This is a genomic window from Haloferax denitrificans ATCC 35960 (genome assembly GCF_000337795.1).
GTDB lineage: Archaea > Halobacteriota > Halobacteria > Halobacteriales > Haloferacaceae > Haloferax > Haloferax denitrificans.
Genome location: NZ_AOLP01000002.1, coordinates 112536 through 130065, shown reverse-complemented (window position 1 = coordinate 130065; position 17530 = coordinate 112536). Strand labels below are relative to the sequence as shown.

18 protein-coding genes are annotated in these 17530 nt (G+C 56.7%); 7 read left to right on the top strand and 11 right to left on the bottom strand.

Annotation, left to right across the window (positions count from 1 at the left end):
* Window positions 1–90 precede the first annotated feature (90 nt).
* A complete protein-coding gene (locus C438_RS02705; RefSeq protein ID WP_049917685.1) occupies window positions 91–1395 on the top strand; it encodes a dicarboxylate/amino acid:cation symporter in 1305 nt (434 codons plus the stop codon).
* Between the two features lie 217 nt (window positions 1396–1612).
* Here the strand turns inward: C438_RS02705 and C438_RS02700 are convergent, their stop codons facing one another.
* Together C438_RS02700 and C438_RS02695 are read right to left on the bottom strand one after the other, a co-directional pair.
* Complete coding sequence (locus C438_RS02700) at window positions 1613–2980, bottom strand: hypothetical protein (protein ID WP_049917684.1); 1368 nt, start codon at window positions 2978–2980, stop codon at window positions 1613–1615.
* A gap of 202 nt (window positions 2981–3182) precedes the next feature.
* Entirely contained in the window at window positions 3183–3650 is a 468-nt protein-coding gene (locus C438_RS02695) for a metal-dependent transcriptional regulator (RefSeq protein WP_004967709.1), read from the bottom strand.
* Window positions 3651–3906: 256 nt separating this feature from the next.
* Here C438_RS02695 and C438_RS02690 point away from each other — a divergent pair, with 256 nt between their 5' ends.
* Both C438_RS02690 and C438_RS02685 read left to right on the top strand, forming a co-directional pair.
* On the top strand, window positions 3907–4140 hold the full coding sequence (locus C438_RS02690) for a DUF2249 domain-containing protein (RefSeq protein ID WP_049917699.1): 234 nt from the start codon (window positions 3907–3909) through the stop codon (window positions 4138–4140).
* Between the two features lie 235 nt (window positions 4141–4375).
* Window positions 4376–5551, top strand: coding sequence for a trans-sulfuration enzyme family protein (locus C438_RS02685; protein ID WP_049917683.1), 1176 nt, complete (start codon window positions 4376–4378; stop codon window positions 5549–5551).
* A 42-nt stretch (window positions 5552–5593) separates the two neighbouring features.
* Here C438_RS02685 and C438_RS02680 read toward each other — a convergent pair whose 3' ends face one another.
* Window positions 5594–6067, bottom strand: a complete 474-nt coding sequence (locus C438_RS02680; RefSeq protein WP_004967706.1) for a redoxin domain-containing protein — start codon at window positions 6065–6067, stop codon at window positions 5594–5596.
* A gap of 56 nt (window positions 6068–6123) precedes the next feature.
* The gene (locus C438_RS02675) at window positions 6124–7308 is read right to left on the bottom strand and encodes a tellurite resistance/C4-dicarboxylate transporter family protein (RefSeq protein WP_004967705.1); all 1185 of its coding nucleotides are present in this window, start codon (window positions 7306–7308) and stop codon (window positions 6124–6126) included.
* A 251-nt stretch (window positions 7309–7559) separates the two neighbouring features.
* Between C438_RS02675 and C438_RS02670 the strand changes: the two genes are divergently transcribed.
* Together C438_RS02670 and C438_RS02665 are read left to right on the top strand one after the other, a co-directional pair.
* On the top strand, window positions 7560–7886 hold the full coding sequence (locus tag C438_RS02670; RefSeq protein WP_004967704.1) for a CGCGG family putative rSAM-modified RiPP protein: 327 nt from the start codon (window positions 7560–7562) through the stop codon (window positions 7884–7886).
* Complete coding sequence (locus C438_RS02665; protein WP_004967703.1) at window positions 7886–8764, top strand: succinate dehydrogenase/fumarate reductase iron-sulfur subunit; 879 nt, start codon at window positions 7886–7888, stop codon at window positions 8762–8764. Before C438_RS02670 ends, C438_RS02665 begins: the two co-directional genes overlap by 1 nt.
* A 116-nt stretch (window positions 8765–8880) precedes the next feature.
* Here the strand turns inward: C438_RS02665 and C438_RS02660 are convergent, their stop codons facing one another.
* The 3 genes from C438_RS02660 to tnpA all read right to left on the bottom strand — a co-directional run bounded on the left by C438_RS02660 (window position 8881) and on the right by tnpA (window position 11024).
* The gene (locus C438_RS02660; RefSeq protein ID WP_004967702.1) at window positions 8881–9186 is read right to left on the bottom strand and encodes a cupin domain-containing protein; all 306 of its coding nucleotides are present in this window, start codon (window positions 9184–9186) and stop codon (window positions 8881–8883) included.
* Between the two features lie 135 nt (window positions 9187–9321).
* Complete coding sequence (locus C438_RS02655; RefSeq protein ID WP_004967701.1) at window positions 9322–10596, bottom strand: IS200/IS605 family transposase; 1275 nt, start codon at window positions 10594–10596, stop codon at window positions 9322–9324.
* The gene (tnpA, locus tag C438_RS02650; RefSeq protein ID WP_004967700.1) at window positions 10593–11024 is read right to left on the bottom strand and encodes an IS200/IS605 family transposase; all 432 of its coding nucleotides are present in this window, start codon (window positions 11022–11024) and stop codon (window positions 10593–10595) included. Before tnpA ends, C438_RS02655 begins: the two co-directional genes overlap by 4 nt.
* Before the next feature lie 401 nt (window positions 11025–11425).
* On the opposite strand from tnpA, the gene C438_RS02645 reads away from it, so the two are divergent.
* Window positions 11426–11944 carry a cyclodeaminase/cyclohydrolase family protein gene (locus C438_RS02645; protein ID WP_049917682.1) on the top strand — a complete coding sequence of 173 codons (519 nt, stop codon included), beginning with the start codon at window positions 11426–11428 and terminating at the stop codon, window positions 11942–11944.
* Window positions 11945–12306: 362 nt separating this feature from the next.
* Here the strand turns inward: C438_RS02645 and C438_RS02640 are convergent, their stop codons facing one another.
* Complete coding sequence (locus C438_RS02640) at window positions 12307–13365, bottom strand: DUF2249 domain-containing protein (protein ID WP_049917698.1); 1059 nt, start codon at window positions 13363–13365, stop codon at window positions 12307–12309.
* A 114-nt stretch (window positions 13366–13479) separates the two neighbouring features.
* Between C438_RS02640 and C438_RS02635 the strand changes: the two genes are divergently transcribed.
* Window positions 13480–15270 (top strand): ribosome biogenesis/translation initiation ATPase RLI, encoded by a 1791-nt coding sequence (locus tag C438_RS02635; RefSeq protein ID WP_004967696.1) that lies wholly within the window; start codon window positions 13480–13482, stop codon window positions 15268–15270.
* 202 nt (window positions 15271–15472) lie between these two features.
* Here the strand turns inward: C438_RS02635 and C438_RS02630 are convergent, their stop codons facing one another.
* The 3 genes from C438_RS02630 to C438_RS02620 form a co-directional block, all read right to left on the bottom strand.
* Window positions 15473–16033: a hypothetical protein gene (locus C438_RS02630; protein WP_004967695.1), complete on the bottom strand. Its 561-nt coding sequence runs from the start codon at window positions 16031–16033 to the stop codon at window positions 15473–15475.
* Window positions 16034–16153: 120 nt separating this feature from the next.
* Window positions 16154–16438: a sulfurtransferase TusA family protein gene (locus C438_RS02625; RefSeq protein ID WP_004967694.1), complete on the bottom strand. Its 285-nt coding sequence runs from the start codon at window positions 16436–16438 to the stop codon at window positions 16154–16156.
* Window positions 16438–17445 (bottom strand): hypothetical protein, encoded by a 1008-nt coding sequence (locus C438_RS02620; protein WP_004967693.1) that lies wholly within the window; start codon window positions 17443–17445, stop codon window positions 16438–16440. Before C438_RS02620 ends, C438_RS02625 begins: the two co-directional genes overlap by 1 nt.
* Window positions 17446–17530 lie beyond the last annotated feature (85 nt).

The window sequence follows — 17530 nt, the reverse complement described above, 5'->3', positions numbered from 1 at the left end:
TGCTATCCAAGAAAGAGCGGGATATCACAGACACCTGCATGAACGGACGTTACGAACGCATCTTTAGGTTTCCAATAGGTTCCGTACAATATGGTAAATCTCGGAACCAGATTGTGGCATCGGTATCGTTCAATTCCACTCATTTGGCGCATCTTCACCGCTTTTATATTAGGATCAGTAGCTGGCATCGCGTTCGGCGACCGAATGACCGTCGTAAGGCCGTTGGGGGACCTTTTCCTTCGACTGCTCAACATGCTCGTCATCCCTATCATCGTTTTCACACTTCTCACCGGCATTCGGCAACTCTCGCCGGCAAAGCTCGGAAAGATTGGGGGGACGACAGTCGGGCTATACGCTATAACAACGACTATTGCAGGAGGTATTGGCCTTGTAGTTGCGAATGTACTCCAACCCGGACGGGGACTCGATCTCGTCGGCGGTGAAGCTCAATCGCAAGCACCGCCATCGTTGATGGACGTAATTCTCGGTATCGTGCCAAGCAACCCCGTATCGGCGCTTGCAGATGGTAATCTGCTTGCGACGGTGTTCTTCGTCATCGTGTTCGGTATCGCCCTGACCTACGTTCGAGACCAACAAGAACAACTTGCAGAGGGTGTCGACTCGGTATTTGAAGCGTTCGAGATTGGCACAGAGGCAATGTTCGTGGTCGTTCGAGGTGTCCTCGAGTTCGGCGTACTTGGTGTCTTCGCGTTGATGGCTTCTGGAATTGGTGCCGAAGGCATTGGGGTGTTCTCGTCGCTGGGTGAACTCGTATTGGCAGTCGCCATTGCAATCGTCATCCATATCGTCTTCACCTATCTCGTCTTCTTGATGTGGTTGATCGCTGACGTGTCCCCGATTGCATTCCTCAGTGGTGCGAAAGACGCGATGGTAACCGCCTTCGCCACTCGTTCGTCCAGCGGGACGCTTCCAGTCACGATGCGGAACGCGGACGAAGATCTGCGTATCTCCGAACGGGTATATTCGTTCACACTTCCAGTCGGTGCAACTGCAAACATGGACGGTGCTGCGATTCGGCAAGCGATCACCGTTATGTTCGCTGCGAACGTCGTCGGGCAACCACTCGCACTTACCGAACAGGCTTTCGTCTTGATCGTAGCCGTTCTCGTCAGTATTGGGACTGCTGGCGTTCCAGGTGCTGGAATCGTCATGCTCACCGTAATTCTCACACAGGTCGGGCTCCCACTAGCGGTTGTCGGGTTCGTCGCCGGAGTCGACCCGATACTCGGGCGGGTTGCGACGATGAACAACGTCACTGGTGATTTGGCTGTTTCGACTGTCGTCGGGAAATGGAACGATGAGCTCGATCTCCAGAGCGGTGTCTGGTCGCGAGACACGTGGAAGGCTACGAATCTCGTCCCCAGTGGCGATTAACGACGGTCAGTCGTAGTCACCAACCACCGCAGCTCACACTCTCGGAAATACAGAGTATAAGCGGATCCCCGAATATGTTCTAGGAAGTTTGAAAGAATTATATTAACCTTTCCATTACAGGGGTATGTCTGTCATAATTGAGTACAGTTCAACGAGCGTAAGCGGCCGCTCAGCGTTCGATTCGGATACTAAATACCCGTCAACTGACACGGAGTGGTCATTTTTGAGTATTCTGATGCCTGTTGATAGACTCTTCCTCCGGTTTCTCCACAATTTTTGGGACAACGATTTCCACAATCGAATGTGGACTATGTTCTCGGATGACCAGAAGCATACTCGTGATAAAAATCAGGAACCCGCTCACGACGAGTACACCGCCGGTGACCGTCACGAACCACGGAAGTGAGACCCATTCTGAAGCGACGAGTACACCACTCCCCAAGAGAACGAGTACAAAATCAATTGCTGCGAGTCGGTCGCTGTAGAGGTCGTCGATCATCGGGACGTCCTCGAGACCGAGCAGGTCGCTGTAGCGATGCACCCAGATAATGAACGGGACGATATGATACAGAGTACCGAGGACGACGAAGCCGATAACTCCCAAGAAGAGTAGGTGGACGAGCTCCGGAGAACCGAACAGCGTGCGAGGTGATATGGGGTCTTGAATCCACTTGAGAAAAGCGAGAACGGACCAGATAGCCATTGCACCGGCTACGATAGCATAACGCCTGAGCATCGGGGTCCAGTCGACACTCGTCTCGTAGAGTCGACGCGCGAGGATGATACTGAACGAGAAGAGACCAGCAACCACGAGTAGTGACCCGACCCGTCCAACGAAGGTGTGTTCGAACAACCGACCCGTCGCTAATACAACCACCCCGAGCGGATATCCGACCTCCTCGACGCGTCGGAGCGAGTGGTCGATTCCATGGAGGTCTGATTGAGTAAACATCGTCCCCAACTGATACAGCGCACCGAGAACAGTGATTAATACCGCTCCAAATACTGCGAGTGTCGCATGACTCATTCGGAGAGACCCTTGTGTGAATGGGGTGTTCGCATACAGCGGATGCGTGTACGAGACCGCAAGAACGACGCCGAGGAACGTCACGAGCACGAAGAATCCGAGCGCCATCGCGAAGTGTCGTTCCGTGACGTCCCACGGGCGAACCCCTCCCAGTGTTCGGGCGATATTGTAGACGAACACCCAGAAGCCAGTGAGCATAGTCCCGCCAAAAAGCGGGAACCAACCGTACTGGCCGAGCAGTAACGAAGTACCGAAGCCGATAAGTCCGGCTACGAGCAGCCAGAGTTGAACGGTCGATAACCGCTCCGAGTAGAGCGACGCCCCCGACCAGACCGGAACGAACTGCGTCATCGCACCCATAATCGTCACACAGACCCACCCGACCAGTGAGAGGTGGACGTGAGTTAACGTCGGTTGTCCGGGTAGCACATCCACCAGTACGAGCGTGCCGACGACCCCGCCCAGTAGTAGGAACCCCAGACCGATAACGAAGTGACGGAGAGGAACCGTCATCGGCGGTTGTTTGTTCGTCTCTACGTTCGCTGGAATCGTACCCATGCCATTAGGTTCCGATCGGGACTATCGTCGGTGTGTCTCCGAATATATTCACTTCGACGTTGACTCACAACATGTTGGCTGGCTCTCCTTGATTCAGGTAGTTGAGGACGGACAGCTCCATTGGTATCGACCAACGATTAAATTCGCTAAGCGCGGCCGTAACACCGCCGATGGCCTTCTCGGTGTACGGTAGTGTGCTCCACTACACCAAACAGGCAGCATCGGACCGTCTGGATTCAGGACAGGTTTCGAGACACGGTGTGTTCACCCGTTCCTGAAGGCGATACACACCCTTCTCTGGAAGTGTGAACCCGATGTCGAACGCCGTGCGGTCTTCGAGAGCCGTGTCTAAGACCGAGTCGAAAAAGCTGGTGACAACACAGAACCGCCACGCGATGCGTGATGCGAGTTCTTCGCTGTTGTCTGTGAGCCGAACACCCCGATACTTCTCGTAGTCGACAAACCCTCGCTCGTCGAGCTTGGCGAGCATCTCTGTCACGCTGGCGGGTGTGACGTCCAGATATTTTTGGACTTCACCGGTTGTGACGCGTTCCGCTGACCCCGTCGACAGCACCGAAATCGCGAAGAGGTAACGTGCATTCGACCGTTTGATCTCAGAGAGGCCGGGGAAGTGACTCGTAGCCGACCCTGTTGGGTAGTCCGACGACATACATCACGGTCCATCATAGTCAAAGTAAAGCTTGCCGCCGAACCTCTTCGCATCGAAACTAAAACAATCACCGAGTATCAAGGGGGGCAGACTTTCGAAAATTCCCTGAGGTGGGTTTTTGGAAATCAGTATCGAGTTTGCATTGAAACTCATTGAAGTACATACGATGTCGCCGTAACTATCAGGGGTCGTTTGCCGGCTTCCGAATATCTTCACAATAATGGTTTCGCTGAAAGGCTATCACGGTACCAACGTAATGGCCAAACAGCAACTCAACCTGCGCGAAATTCCGCCACCACAACGGCATCCGAAGATATTCGATGCGTTCGAGAAATTAGAGAGCGGTGAAGCCCTGACACTCATCAACGACCACGCTCCAACACCTCTGTATCACCAGATGGCCGCTGAAGTCGAATCGTTCGATGCCGAAGGATACACCGTTGACCGTGTCGGACCGCGCGAGTTCATCGCGACGCTCCCAAAAAAGTAATCTGAGTGTTCAGCAGAGTTTTTGGTAGAGTGACCCGCGACCGTACCGACAACAACGCTCTCCGTGATAACGAGACGCAAAGCACCTCAGGCTACTTGACCCGAGGCGGTGTACGCGACCGATTCGGTTAGTTAGTCTCACAGATTTCAAAAAACGACTGGTGTTCACGCTCGAATCCGGGACACGTCAACTCGGTTCGTTTTTGGGTGCGCGACCTGAGGGTCTGAATACTCGTATGAACGATTCGAATTACCACCTCGAAACGCTGGCCACCCGTTTCGATCGGACCGACGCCGGTGTCAACGACGCAGGTGACGTCGTCCCGCCGATACACCTCTCGACTACTCACGAGATGCACAGCCCTGGTGAATCAGAGCATGGATACAAGTACACCCGATTCGGAAACCCCACACGAGATGTCCTCGAAGAGAGGCTCACCGGACTCTGCGGTGCCGAACGCGCCGTCACCTGTGCTTCCGGAACCGCTGCGATTGCTGCGACCTGTCTATCGGTCGTCGAAGCGGGCGACCACGTCGTCGCCTTCGAGGGTATCTACGGTGGCACGCGCTTGCTCTTCGAAGATTTGCTCGTCGATTCGCTGGGCGCAACCGTCGAGTACGTCGACGCGACCGACGTAGACGCTGTCGACGCAGCAGTTACCGGCGAAACGGCTCTCGTCTGGATAGAGACACCGACGAACCCGTTGCTCCGACTCTGTGACCTCGCAGCCGTGGGAGAGATTGCGACGGCAGTCGACGCGACGTACGTCGTCGACAATACGTTCGCCACGCCGTACTTCCAGCGACCGCTCGAACGTGGGGCCGACATCGTCGTCCACAGTACGACGAAGTACCTGAACGGACACAGTGACTCGATGGGCGGAGCCGTTCTGACCGACGACCATTCTCTGGCCGACGCCGTAAAACACACCCAGTCCTACGTACTCGGCGGCACGCTCGGTCCGTTCGATTCGTATCTCACGCTCCGGGGTCTCCGGACGTTTCCGCTCCGGATGGACCGCCACGAGACCAACGCCGGCGAGCTCGCACGATACCTCGACGGCCACCTGTCGGTAGCCCACGTCAACTATCCCGGATTGCAACATCATCCACAGCACCACCTCGCTCGTGAGCAGATGGACGGATTCGGCGGAATCGTCTCCTTCGAACTGGACGCGACCGCGGCGGAAACACGGGCCGTTCTCGAAGCGCTCGACGTATTCACTCTCGCAGTGAGTCTCGGAGGGACCGAATCACTCGTCGACCACCCTGCCACGATGTCCGCGTCCTACCTCACAGATACCGAACGGGAGGCTGCCGGAATTTCGGATTCGCTCGTCCGGCTCGCCGTCGGCGTCGAACACGTAGACGACCTACTCACCGACCTCGATCAGGCCCTCGAGAACTTGTAGCTGTCAGTGGAACTCAGGACTTTCGTTGCTTGCAGCCGAAAACTACGTGGCTTTGACCGCCTCGAGTAGTTCGTCGTAGTCGGGTTGGTTCGTCGGGTCGTCGGCAACCCAGTTGTAGGTGACTGTCCCGTCTTCGTCGATGACGAACACCGCCCGATTCGCGACGTCGTAAAGCCCGAGGGGCTCGATGTCGATTCCGATATCGTATGCCTGGATAGCGTCGCCGGCCATATCGCTGACGAGGTCGAATTCGATTTCGTGTTCCTCGCGGAACGCGCCCTGGGTGAACGGCGAGTCAGCACTCACGCCGAAGACGGTTGCCTCAGCATCCTCGAACTCGCTGATTCGCTCTTGGAGAGCGACCATCTCGTTCGTACAGGGAGGAGTGAACGCGCCGGGGAAAAAGGCCAAGACGACTGGACCGGAACCGACGTGCTCGTCGATGTCGAACGATTCGTGGTCACTGGTACCGAGCGTGGCAGTGAAGTTCGGTGCGTTGTCACCGTTGGATATCATCACGACTATGTTCGACTCACTTACAGAAAAAGCGTCCCCCGAACATCACCGAAGAATCATGCCGATTCCGGAGTCGTCGACGACGAGCGTTCGCCTCGAAGTACCCGCACGACGGTACGTACCATTCCAACGAACGTCAGGGTCCACACTCCAAGCGCGAACCAGCCCCAATACGCTGGGACGACCGAGAGCAGGCCGAATGTACTAATTCCGGCGAGGTTTAGCGTACAGGCGGTGTACATACCCATCGGGAACACACGACCCCACGCAGTCGGTGCATAAGTGTGGAGCTGTCGGCCAAACCCGAGCCGAGACCATGGAACGACGATAACCCACGTCGGGACTCGCGTGTCGATATCGACGGTGAGGAATTTCCAGACGTCGAGAATCAACAGTAATGGAATCCACCACGAGGCAATCGCCCATGCGAGAAACGTCACACCGACGATTACAGGTGCGTACTGCGCCCACCCAACCATCGACTCCAACATCGGCCCGAGTGTCGTCCCGGCGAGTGTCGTGATAGCCGCTGCGCCCATTGTGATCCAGTACGGTCCAGTCCAGTCGTCAGGACGAACCGCACCCTCGAGCAGTCGATAGGTGACGACGGTGACGATAATAAAGTAAAGGACGTATCCCGATCCAAAGTAGCTCATACTCAGCAGAACGATCGCATCGACGTTCGCTGATAACGCGTCAGCCAACAGACCTCCGAGAATCGCAAGCGACTGCATGCAAACGATTACCAACAGGAACGCACCGTCGATACGTTCGCTCACGTCTGTTTTGCCTGTCCCGATGAATTCGGTCGCAAACAGGTAGTACAACAGTAGGGGAGTGGCGACTATCATCGTTCCCCAGAGTACGGTCGCCACCCATACGGCATCGAAAAAGACCAGCAGTTGCGTGCCAACTGTATTCGTTGCAACGACGAACGTCAACGTCCCCCAGTGACGCTCTCGATGCCGCAAGTCTGCCAACATACGGTCAGGGAACGCTGCCAGTCGCACCGCGAACAGAGTGAGGAGCAGCCCGTAACAACCAATCGTTAAAGTCGCCAACGACTGTGCGACTGCCGCGACGTCTAGCTCTCGGAACGCAATCGAGACGATTCCAGTGGACATAACGAACCCAAAGTACGCCGGATCAAGCGTTTCAACCGCGTTACCGATGCGGACAGCGAACGGCGCTCCGTCCTCAGTGGGACCGAGTTGGTCGTCTGTTTCAGAGGAATTAGTCATATATTGCCCTCGTAGTAGGAGATGAATCCCACCGTATCGTCCATTGGTGGTCGTTCCGACCATAAGTGAGTACCGTTGCGCAGAGAGTCAGCCGTAATAGCGTCATCCGCATCCGTTCACTCTTCAGCGTTGTGATATCCGGCGTTTTGTGATATGTGTCCAGACTCATTCGGGTCGAAGTCGAACGAGGCTGGCTGTCTGGAATCGGTTCCACCCAATCTATTATCTGAGTGGCTTTCCTACACATAGTTATGGCGAGCCATTCTCACGACCACGATCACGATCACGGTGAGACCGAACCGGTCACGGACCGCACACACGACAACTCGTGGTCCGCGAACCTCGAAAAACCGCAGTACGCAGACGACCAGTCGTTGTTAGTGCGGCACGCAATCGAAGCTATCGAACACACGACCAGCGGCCACCACGTCAACCTCGTCACGCACGAATCACACGGCCATCCCGAGTTGTACCTCTACGACGCACTCGCCACGGAGTTCGGTGATTCGGGTGTTCGATGGGAGTACGTCGAGCAATGCGGTTGTGGGGGCTACGTCATCCGCGCCCACGTCGAATAATGAAACCCACGGGCTCTCACGGGGCATCAACCCCGACGAGCGAATCAGATGACGAGATTACGCCCCAGCAGCGACGACTCGCACGGAAGCAAGAACGGGGAGAGGCTGCTCGGTCGCAAGCAGTAACCGACGCGTCTGCTGGATCAGACGCCGAAACGGCCCACCTCAAGGTGTTCCGGTACGACCCCGACGTCGAGAGCAAACGGGAACCCCGGTTCGACGACTTCTACGTCCCGTACAAACGGGGCATGACCGTCCTTGACGCACTCATCTACGCGCGCGACGAGTTCGACTCGTCGCTCACCTTCCGTCACTCCTGTCGTATGGCCGTGTGTGGCAGCGACGGCTTCTTCATCAACGGACGACAGCGGTTGGGTTGTCAGACGCAGATATCGGGCCTCGATGAACCGATTCGTGTCGAACCGCTCCCCCACCAGCCAGTGATCAAAGATCTGGTCGTCGACATGGACCACTTCTACGAGCGAATAGAGGAAGTCGAACCGTACTTCCAGCCCGACGAACTTCCCGACGACGACCTCGAAGAACAGCGCCAATCGCCCGAGAACCGTGAGAAAATCAAGATGGCTTCCCGCTGTATTCAGTGTGGTTGTTGTACCTCGTCGTGTAACCCCGCCCAGACCGACGACGAATACATCGGACCTGCGGCTATCGTCAAGGCATATCGATTTTACTTCGACGAACGGGAGGGAAAAGACATCAAAGAGCATCGACTGGAACTTCTCGATATGGAAGACGGCGTCTGGCAGTGCCACACGCAGTTTTCCTGTACGACCGTCTGTCCAAAAGATATCCCCATCACCGAGGAGATCCAGGAGCTAAAGCGCGAGTCGGTGAAGCGAGACCTCAAATTCTGGTGACCTCGTCTGTGAGATACCTACGTCGAGACCGGGTCACGGAACCACTCTCTCCTTGATGAAGATACGAGCGCATCCCCCGGTCTTTAGGAGCGGGGAGAGGGCAATCAGGTAGTTCTTCAGTCGTCGGTTCCCCGTGCCAGAATGATCAACGCGGTACTGTCCTCTACTGCCCGAGGTGAGATGTCTTGTGCCCCATCGAACCGGGCAACGTCACCAGCGTTCACGCTGTACGTTTCGTCACCCAGTTGTAACTCGAGCGCTCCCTCGACGAGGTAAAGCACGATGTCGCGCCCGGGATGTGTATGCGGTGCGACCTCCTCCCCCGCAGATAGTGTGAGACGGATCGTTTTCGGCTCCTCATCTGGGAAAACGTTCGCGTGAGGCTGTCCCTCCAGGTCGTCGGGTGTATGAATCGTTGTCATGAATTTCGTCGTTGTAGATCGAATTGGTCGGTTTGGAGTCCAGTTCGTACTGGTTCGTGTTCGATATCATTCGGTGGCGGCGCATTGACATCCTCCCCGCGCTAAAGCGCGAGGATTCCTCCGTTGGGGGTTCGGCTACCGACCCACGGAGGCAACTTGCGGGTTCGTGCGCACTTCTTTGGGACTTTCGTGAGGGTATGATCTCCCCGACCAGTCGTGGTCGTCCCACTCGAATCGCACGGGCCGTGCCATCGGCCTGATTTCGCAATTGCTGTTTTCCCGAAGGAACGTCTCTGACGCCGTGAGGTCGGCGTGCCCCTCGAAGCCACATGGACACGTCAGCGTATCCTCGTGGCGAACCGTCTTCTCGTAGTCGCCACACTCGGGACACGTCTGACTCGTCCACGCTTCCGACTCGGCTTCGAGGCTGATGCCGTACTCCTCACAGACGCACGCGAGACGGTGGATGAACTTCTTGAACGCCCAGAAGTTGTGCGTCTTCTCGTTCACCCTGACCGACCAGTGCGTTTCCAGCACGTCTGTCAGGTCGCCCACGTACACCGTCGCCACGCTCTCGTCGTACAGCCGTTCAACGAGGTCGCGCACCAGCGCGTTCTGTGCATGGTCACGACGCTTCGTCCGCTGTCGGTACAGCCGTCGAATCCGATTCGAGGAGTAGCGACCCTCTCGGAGTTTCGACTGTAGGCGGGCGATTTCGTCTGTCGTCTCGCGGAACCGTCCGAACAACTCACGACCGTCGTAGAGGTACTGGTTCCCAGTAGTCGTGGAACACGCGACGAGATTGTTCGCTCCAACGTCGAGGGCGGCTTCTTCCGAAGCCAGTGGTGAATCCAGTCGAGAATCAGGTACGGTGACTGGTTGAAAAGCCCTGAACGTGTCGCTAACCTCGTCGTACTCAAGTTCCAGACGACCCTGTTTGCCGTCCCACTTCGGGTTGCCTCGGACTTCGAGGCGGAGTCGTTCGTGGTAGCCGAGTCCGTATTCGTCTTTCAGTTCTTGCCCGACGGGGATTTCGAGACGGCTACGTTTCCTCCACTCAATCGTGTACTGGTTGCATCGGATGTAGGTACGGAGTTCGCGTCCGTCCTCCTCGTTGCCCCAGTACGACGGTGGGTTGGCGTACTCGCCTTTCTCCTTGAGGGCGAAGAACGACCGCCACGCTTCACTGTTCTTGCGCGTGACCTGTTGGACAGTCGCGCTTCCGACGACACCGTTGTAGCGTCCTCGGTACTCGGAAGTGTCCCACACGTCGCCGTCACCGAAGTAGTTCTGACGACGTTCGTAGGTCAGTTCGTTCCACAGAGAAGCGGATGCATCGAGTAGCCGTAGGAGGCACTCTTTGTCGTTCTCGGTCTGTGGCACGACCTCGAAGGTGTTGACGCGCTTCATGCGTCGCCACCCTCCTGTTCAGCGATGTAGCGTTCGACAGCGCCCTTCGAGGCACTACCCGCCGTACCGACGTAGTACGAACGAGTCCACTTCACGCGGTCGTCGTACCGCTGGTTGTACTTGCGGGCGGAGATGCCTTTCACCCAGTTGACGATGAGCGACGGGGCGTTCTTTGGTGGACTCCCGATGAACAGGTGTACGTGGTCGGGCATGACCTCGGACTCGGCCAGTTCGAGGCCCTTGTCCTCACAGATTTCCGCGAAGATGGATTCGAGACGTTCCTTCGTCTTCCCCGTCAGGTGCGAACGCCGATACTGAGCGGAACTCTGTTCCGCGAGGTCAGCGGAATCTTCGATTCCGCCAGATTTCGGCACGAACACTATGTGGTAGTAGAGTTCGTATTTCGCGTGACGGGTACTCTTCACCATCTATGCATACTATCACGGTCAGACAGCTTAAAGATTGCGTTGGAACCCCGTCTATGCCATCGTCGGCGGTTGAATACTGTTGGTCGGATTCATCCCCTCCCTGAAGGGCGAGGCTTTCGCCTCGAATTTTTCGTAAACGGCTACGTCACTCGAAGGGCCGTGAACGGGGACGAATTGTCCGGGTCCGAAGTATCCGCAACCGGTCTTCGTCCAGTCGTTCCGGAAGACTTCGAAGGTTGGGAATCGCTCGTCGTACTCTTGCTCTGTGTCGAAATTGGTCGCAGTCACACTGTTCCCTCCGTTCGACAGATGTCACACCCGATCGACCAGACGGCTATGATTTCAGCCGCCGAACACCGCTTCGAGACAACTGATAACATTGCGGGCTACGCTTCACTGGGATGGGACTCGAATCACAGTCAATCGGAGTGTTTCTTTCGGAAGTCGCCTCCGAGAGCGTGGCTCCCGCCGGTGGCTCGTGTGCTGCTGTCGTGGGAGCAATGGGTGCCTCGTTGTGCGAGATGGCGTGCATCCACACGGTCAACGACGAGGAGCACACCGACGGAAAACCAGACCTCGTCGACGCAGGCGAGGAACTGACCTCCCTGCGGGAGCAACTGCTGCACCTCGCTGAAGCAGATGCAGCGGTAGTAGCGGGCCTTTCCGCCGCCTTCGACGGCAATCAAACCCACGTGAAACGAGCGACTGGTATTCCGTTGGTGATTGCTGAATCGTGCCTGCACGTTCTCAAAGCGGCGACAGTAGTGACGGCAGAGGGAAAGAAAACCGTTCTTCCTGACGTCAAAAGTGGGATGTTTTTCACCGAGGCAGCACTCCGTGCTGCCCTCTTCACTGTTCGGACAAACATCGGGTATCTCGATAATCCGCCGTTCGTCGAAAAAAATGAACCAACAGACTGACGAGATCGAGGCCTCGGCAGAAAATATGTTAGACGAAATCAGGCCGAAGTTGACGATTTAGCAAAAGTCGACCATCGTGGTCGAGCTGTCGCAAACACACGATATCTGGGAGAAAATTCGTCTCCGTCAACATCCTCCACACGACTAAAGTCGTGGACGCTCATCTCGGGTCTTTGCAAGGACGACATCGACGGACTTGCTCTTATTTCCAACGATATTGTGGTATACCGCACATACCCCTCGTGGAAAGTAACGTCCCGAATTCCTCCGCACCCTGTTGGACAACACACCCTTTGTGTCCGATGCGACGACAGCAAAAAAGCAGTTACGTCCACTGTGAATATTCGCGAACGAACGCGCGGTCAGAACGGTGCTTCCGGTTCCTCGCTTGCCACGTCGCTGCCGTCGCGGTCAGCCTTGCCGATTATCACTCTGAACTCCCCGCGGTCCTTCTGGCGGTATTCCCACCGGAACTCCGGCCCGGCCTCGGCATCGAACTGGTGATACAGTGGCTTCGGGTCGTGGTCGTTGACGAGGATGAACCCCTCTCCCCTGTCGAGGCCAGCGTATCGCTCGTAGATCAGTTCGTGTCGTCTGGCCGGAGGCAGGTCACGGACGTCGAGTTCCTCAGTGATGTCGACAGCCTCGTCGGTCGACGACGAAGCTCGTGGCCCGGTATCTTCTGTCGAGTTCGTATCCTTGTCCGCCTCTTCCTTCGTGACTTGCACGCGGCAGCGACCCGGTTCGTCTTCGACGATATTCCAGGTGAACGAGTCGCCGTACCGCCGGCGGAACTCCTGCTTGAGTGGCCGCGGTTCGTGGGGAGCGATCAGCTCCATCGTCCCCCCTGCAGGAATCATACCGTATCGGTGGTGGATCGTCGGGTGGCGTTCCTGCTTTGGGATTTCACGGACGTCATATCGGGTGACGACGTCGTCATCGGTGTGCTTCGACTGAGCGGTCTTCTCGATCTTGACGCGCCAACCATCGGCTCCACGGCTCTCGTATTCCCAGTCGATTACCTCGCCGTGCATCGACTGGATCTCGTAGTACAGTGGCTTCGGGTCGTGGTCGTTGACGAGGACGAACCCCTCGTCCGGTGCCAGCTCGTCGAAGATATCGAGAAGCGCCTCATGTCGTCGCTGCGGTTTCAGGTCACGAACGTCTATCGTTCCGAGTTCTCCGTCGGCTAGCGGACCGCCTACGGTCACCTGAAGTTTTCTGGGCTCTTCGTTGGGGTGTTCGTACTCCCACTTCACGGCTCGGCCACGGTCGATCTGGTACCGGACCAGATGCGTGTCTACGTCCCGGTCGGCCACGACCTCGAGTTCGTCGCCGGGTTCTGCATCAGTCAATGCCTCGAACAGTACCTGTCGGTACTCGTCTTCTGGCCGACTCGTCAGGGTGAGTGATGGTGACATCTCGATAGTGTTTCTTCCCGCAGGGAGCATTTGTACTCTGGTGCGAATGTCTTCGGGACCGTATTCATTTACGACTGGGAAATAATTCATTATACGAGCGCGGTCTCATCCCTCATGCCACAGACCTCTAATTCACGAGATCAGACCTACGTCGCTACCATCGATCAAGACAAGGTTACCGATGAAGTGCGTAACATCGCGATCAAGTACGACCCATTGAATCGGTCGGGACACGAGGGATTCCACATCACCGACGACGGTGAACTTCACATCGACGACTCGAAGATGATTCGTGAGCACAAACTCATCGAAAAGAAGATTCCGAACGATGCCATCCGAATCGTTCCTCTTCCCGCTGAGACGGGACAGCTCGTCCACCAGTACGGTGGAAATGGGTTTCGACTGTACGAGTTGCCAAGCTTAGAAGAAGGGTCAGTCATCGGTCTACTGGGTCGCAACGGTGTTGGAAAAACCACTGCTCTTCGGATTTTGGCGGGCGACCTAGTACCGAACTTCGGTACTCCAGGTGAAGACGATTGGGAACACGCGATTACGTCATTTCGAGGGACGGTGGTCCAAACACACCTCGAATGGCTTGCCGCCGGTGAAATCGAGACCGCATACAAAGATCAGCGCGTCGACAGACTCCCCGGGAAAGGCGGGGAAACAGTAAGAGAATTGCTGTCGTCGGTGTCGGACGTTGCAGACCGACTGCTCACTACCCTCGATGTACGTTCGCTCCTCGACAGGTCGGTGTCCGATTTGTCAGGCGGGGAACGCCAGCGAATCGCGATTACTGCGACGCTCGCTACGAATGCGGACCTATACCTGTTCGACGAGCCGTCGTCATTTCTTGATGCCAACCAACGGTTCAAAATCGGACGGGTGATTCGTGAGCACGTTCGGGAGGCAAATGCGGCCGCGCTTGTCGTCGAACACGACCTCGCGTCACTTGACCTCCTGACTGATGGTATTCACGTACTGTACGGGGAACCGAACGGGTTCGGTGTCGTCTCCGACCGCCTGTCGACGCGCACCGGTATCAACCAGTTCCTTGATGGCTACCTGGCCGAAGAAAATGTCCGTATCCGTCGCGACACCATTGAATTCCCCTCGGCGAGTGGGCGGAAGCGCCAGCACACCCGGCCAGTACTCGAATACCCGCCACTCAGAACAAAATTCCCCGAATTTTCGCTGACGGTCGATGCGGGGACGATATACGCCGGCGAGTCTATCGGTGTAATCGGCGAGAACGCACTCGGTAAAACGACGTTTATCAAACTTCTCGCTGGACGTATCGACCCCGACGAGGGGACGGTATCTGAAGACGTGACCATCTCGTACAAGCCCCAGTATATCACTCCAGACAGACAGGGAACTGTTCGCGAACGGCTGGCTGCGGTCACGAACCTTCAGTCACAGCGGTTCAAGACACAGATTCGCGACCTGTTCGATCTCGAACGGTTGTACGACCAGCCGCTCGGCTCGCTCTCGGGCGGTGAATTACAACGAGTCAGTATTGCACTCTGTCTCTCACGTGACGCAGACATGTACCTCCTCGACGAACCGTCCGCATTCCTCGACGTCGATCGTCGCGTCTCGATAGCCGACCACATTCGCCGATACAGCGACCGAACCGATCGGCCAGTCCTTGTCGTTGATCACGATCTCTTTGTCGTCGACCGCATCGCCGACCGCCTGATCGTTTACGAAGGCGTTCCCGGTGAACGCGGGCATGCAAACTCACCGCAGTCGATGCAGGAAGGAATGAATGCGTTTCTGTCGGCAATTGGCATTACGTTCCGTCGTGACCAGCAAACCGGTCGCCCGAGAGTCAATAATCCAGGAAGTCAACTTGATCGGGAGCAGAAGGCCAGCGGAGAATACTACTATCCCAAACGCTAAGCAGATACAACCCGGGGCAGATTCTCGGCTGGGTTCACAGTCAGCTACGGTTCAACGAATATTTCCAGTACTACTATTTTCGAAGAGTCGGTAGACAGTGCCTCCCACGGGTACCAACAGTACGTTTGCAACTGGTTACACATCAAATCGCACGACTGCGTGCGATTGAGTGAGCATTGACTTGCAAACGCTACTATAGCGGTTATTCGACCTTCTCAACCGAGAATGGTCCTCCATCGGAAGGTACTTCGAGGATACGCTGGACGCGGTCGTGCCATTGGTCGCGGAACGCGTCCGTTTCCGCGTCATCGGCAACACCGGAAACGACTTTCGAGAGTATTTGCATCGGTTTGCCACCGTTGGTGTCAGGGTCGACGCCGGTCGCAGACGGGTCGAACGAAATAACGACGGCAGCGCCGGTATCGCTCCGCTCGAACCGAAACGTTCGACCCGGTCCATCTACATTTCCAAATGTGAGGAGGTTCTCTCTCCCACCGAACCCACCGAAGCCGGCGAAGCCGGTCTCGTCAGCCGCGCCGGTGACATGTCGGATCACGTTCGCCATCAGACCGAGGCCGGGTTCACCCGGGTCACCGCCAACTGTCACTTCGACGTCCGACCGAACCGGGTATTCGTTCGGATAGATTCGGTCGAGTGCGAGTTGCGTACTTCGATATGCACCGGCGACTGCCGGACAGGCGTGCCCAGCCGCTTTGGCTACGTCGGCGAAGGTCACGACTAGCGGGTCGCCCTCCGGTACCATTCCGAGGACTTCCGCGATCGGATCACGGATCCGGATGGGATGGGTTCGACACTGGCAAGACGCTGCCAGGGGGTTTCGTGGTGTTTTCGTTCGATACTATCGGTCGGTCGAGATTCGTTATCACTCATGGTGAATCTCCAAATAGGTCGTGTACTCTTTACGGAGGAGACGCCCGCGCTTACTCTCGATAGCGAGTAGTTCGTGCGGTGTCTGTTCCGCCAGTTGCGGATACTCCTGTTTTGCTCGTCTGTCGGTACTCTTGATTACCAACACAGCACCATCTCGCAGGTCTTCGAGCGCACGCTGGACCTGGGCAATCCCACTCGCACAGCCACGGCCGCGGTTGTCGACGGTCATGTCCGGTTCGACGTCGGGAGCCGTGTCGGAGACTGTGGACTCAGTCATCACTCGTCACTCGTGGGCTCACCGGTTGGTTCGCTATCTATCGAACCGCTCTCTTGAGTACTGTCTCCGCCGATATCATCGAGTTCGCAGACGCCCTCGATTGGAGAACAGGCCCGCCACATCGGGCAGAGTTTGAAGATGACCACCAGCAGACCGATGAACCCGACCTTTGCGAGGACAGCTAACCCGACAGTGGACCCGAGATACGACGTGGCGTTCGTTCCGAGACCGTCTACAGCCTGATAGATGCCAGTCAGGAACAGTGTGGGGATGATGAAACGAACTGCCCACCGAAACCGTTCGAGTTGCTCACCTGCCGCTCGAACGACACCGAGCGTCGGTCGCTTCTGTCCCGTCGGAACGGCGACGAAGATGTTCCACACCGCGCCACCGACCCATACGGCGAACGAGAGGAGATGGAGTATACGGACGCCTGTGGCAACGAGGTCTGGGCCGCGCATCGCGACGTCAGCGACAGCCGTCGCGACGACGACTGCAAGCGCGAGTATCAATACGGCCAGCCCGACTGTACTCCGGAATTGGCGTTCGACGGCAGCGCTCCGACGCGTCGTCACGATGACGAGCGAGAGCCATACCGCCATCAACGCGGCGTATCCGAGAACCCACGTCGTTCGCCCGAACACAACCGAGTACTCCCAGAGGACAGCCGTGCCGCCGACTACGAGTACGGCGATTGCAGTGGTGGCGATACGGTCGAACCGGTCGTACATCTCGGCACAGTAGTCGGCGGCTTCGTCCCCGAGGTCAGCCGGACGAACGAAGAGGTGTTTCCAAACGAATCCACCCGTGAGGACGCCCAGCGCAACGAGATAGACCCACTTAGCCGCGACGAACAGGAGGTCTGCGGTTCCGCTGAGAGTCGTGGTGACCCACGTACCGACCAGCGAAGCAGCCAGAATAACCGCTAGCGCTATCTTTGGAAGCGTGTATCTGTCGAAGAGCGCGTCCGCCTGGTCCATAGTGACTTGGGTCTGAGATTCTGCCATGGCGACTGTGGTCTCCTCAACGAGAAATTAGGGTACCCAAAAGTAAGTTTCGTGCCGGAGATATTCGGCCGAACGTACTCGGTGG

Bases quoted from the DNA above. Each gene is read 5' to 3' on its own strand.
- C438_RS02680 (WP_004967706.1), bottom strand. From the start codon at position 6,067: ATGATATCCAACGGTGACAACGCACCGAACTTCACTGCCACGCTCGGT.
- C438_RS02695 (WP_004967709.1), bottom strand. From the start codon at position 3,650: ATGTCGTCGGACTACCCAACAGGGTCGGCTACGAGTCACTTCCCCGGC.
- C438_RS02705 (WP_049917685.1), top strand. From the start codon at position 91: ATGGTAAATCTCGGAACCAGATTGTGGCATCGGTATCGTTCAATTCCA.
- C438_RS02655 (WP_004967701.1), bottom strand. From the start codon at position 10,596: ATGAAGCGCGTCAACACCTTCGAGGTCGTGCCACAGACCGAGAACGAC.
- C438_RS02690 (WP_049917699.1), top strand. From the start codon at position 3,907: ATGGCCAAACAGCAACTCAACCTGCGCGAAATTCCGCCACCACAACGG.
- C438_RS02640 (WP_049917698.1), bottom strand. From the start codon at position 13,365: ATGTCACCATCACTCACCCTGACGAGTCGGCCAGAAGACGAGTACCGA.
- C438_RS02665 (WP_004967703.1), top strand. From the start codon at position 7,886: ATGAAACCCACGGGCTCTCACGGGGCATCAACCCCGACGAGCGAATCA.
- C438_RS02630 (WP_004967695.1), bottom strand. From the start codon at position 16,033: ATGGTACCGGAGGGCGACCCGCTAGTCGTGACCTTCGCCGACGTAGCC.
- C438_RS02660 (WP_004967702.1), bottom strand. From the start codon at position 9,186: ATGACAACGATTCATACACCCGACGACCTGGAGGGACAGCCTCACGCG.
- C438_RS02635 (WP_004967696.1), top strand. From the start codon at position 13,480: ATGCCACAGACCTCTAATTCACGAGATCAGACCTACGTCGCTACCATC.
- C438_RS02620 (WP_004967693.1), bottom strand. From the start codon at position 17,445: ATGGCAGAATCTCAGACCCAAGTCACTATGGACCAGGCGGACGCGCTC.
- C438_RS02675 (WP_004967705.1), bottom strand. From the start codon at position 7,308: ATGACTAATTCCTCTGAAACAGACGACCAACTCGGTCCCACTGAGGAC.
- C438_RS02700 (WP_049917684.1), bottom strand. From the start codon at position 2,980: ATGGGTACGATTCCAGCGAACGTAGAGACGAACAAACAACCGCCGATG.
- C438_RS02685 (WP_049917683.1), top strand. From the start codon at position 4,376: ATGAACGATTCGAATTACCACCTCGAAACGCTGGCCACCCGTTTCGAT.
- C438_RS02670 (WP_004967704.1), top strand. From the start codon at position 7,560: ATGGCGAGCCATTCTCACGACCACGATCACGATCACGGTGAGACCGAA.
- C438_RS02645 (WP_049917682.1), top strand. From the start codon at position 11,426: ATGGGACTCGAATCACAGTCAATCGGAGTGTTTCTTTCGGAAGTCGCC.
- tnpA (WP_004967700.1), bottom strand. From the start codon at position 11,024: ATGGTGAAGAGTACCCGTCACGCGAAATACGAACTCTACTACCACATA.
- C438_RS02625 (WP_004967694.1), bottom strand. From the start codon at position 16,438: ATGACTGAGTCCACAGTCTCCGACACGGCTCCCGACGTCGAACCGGAC.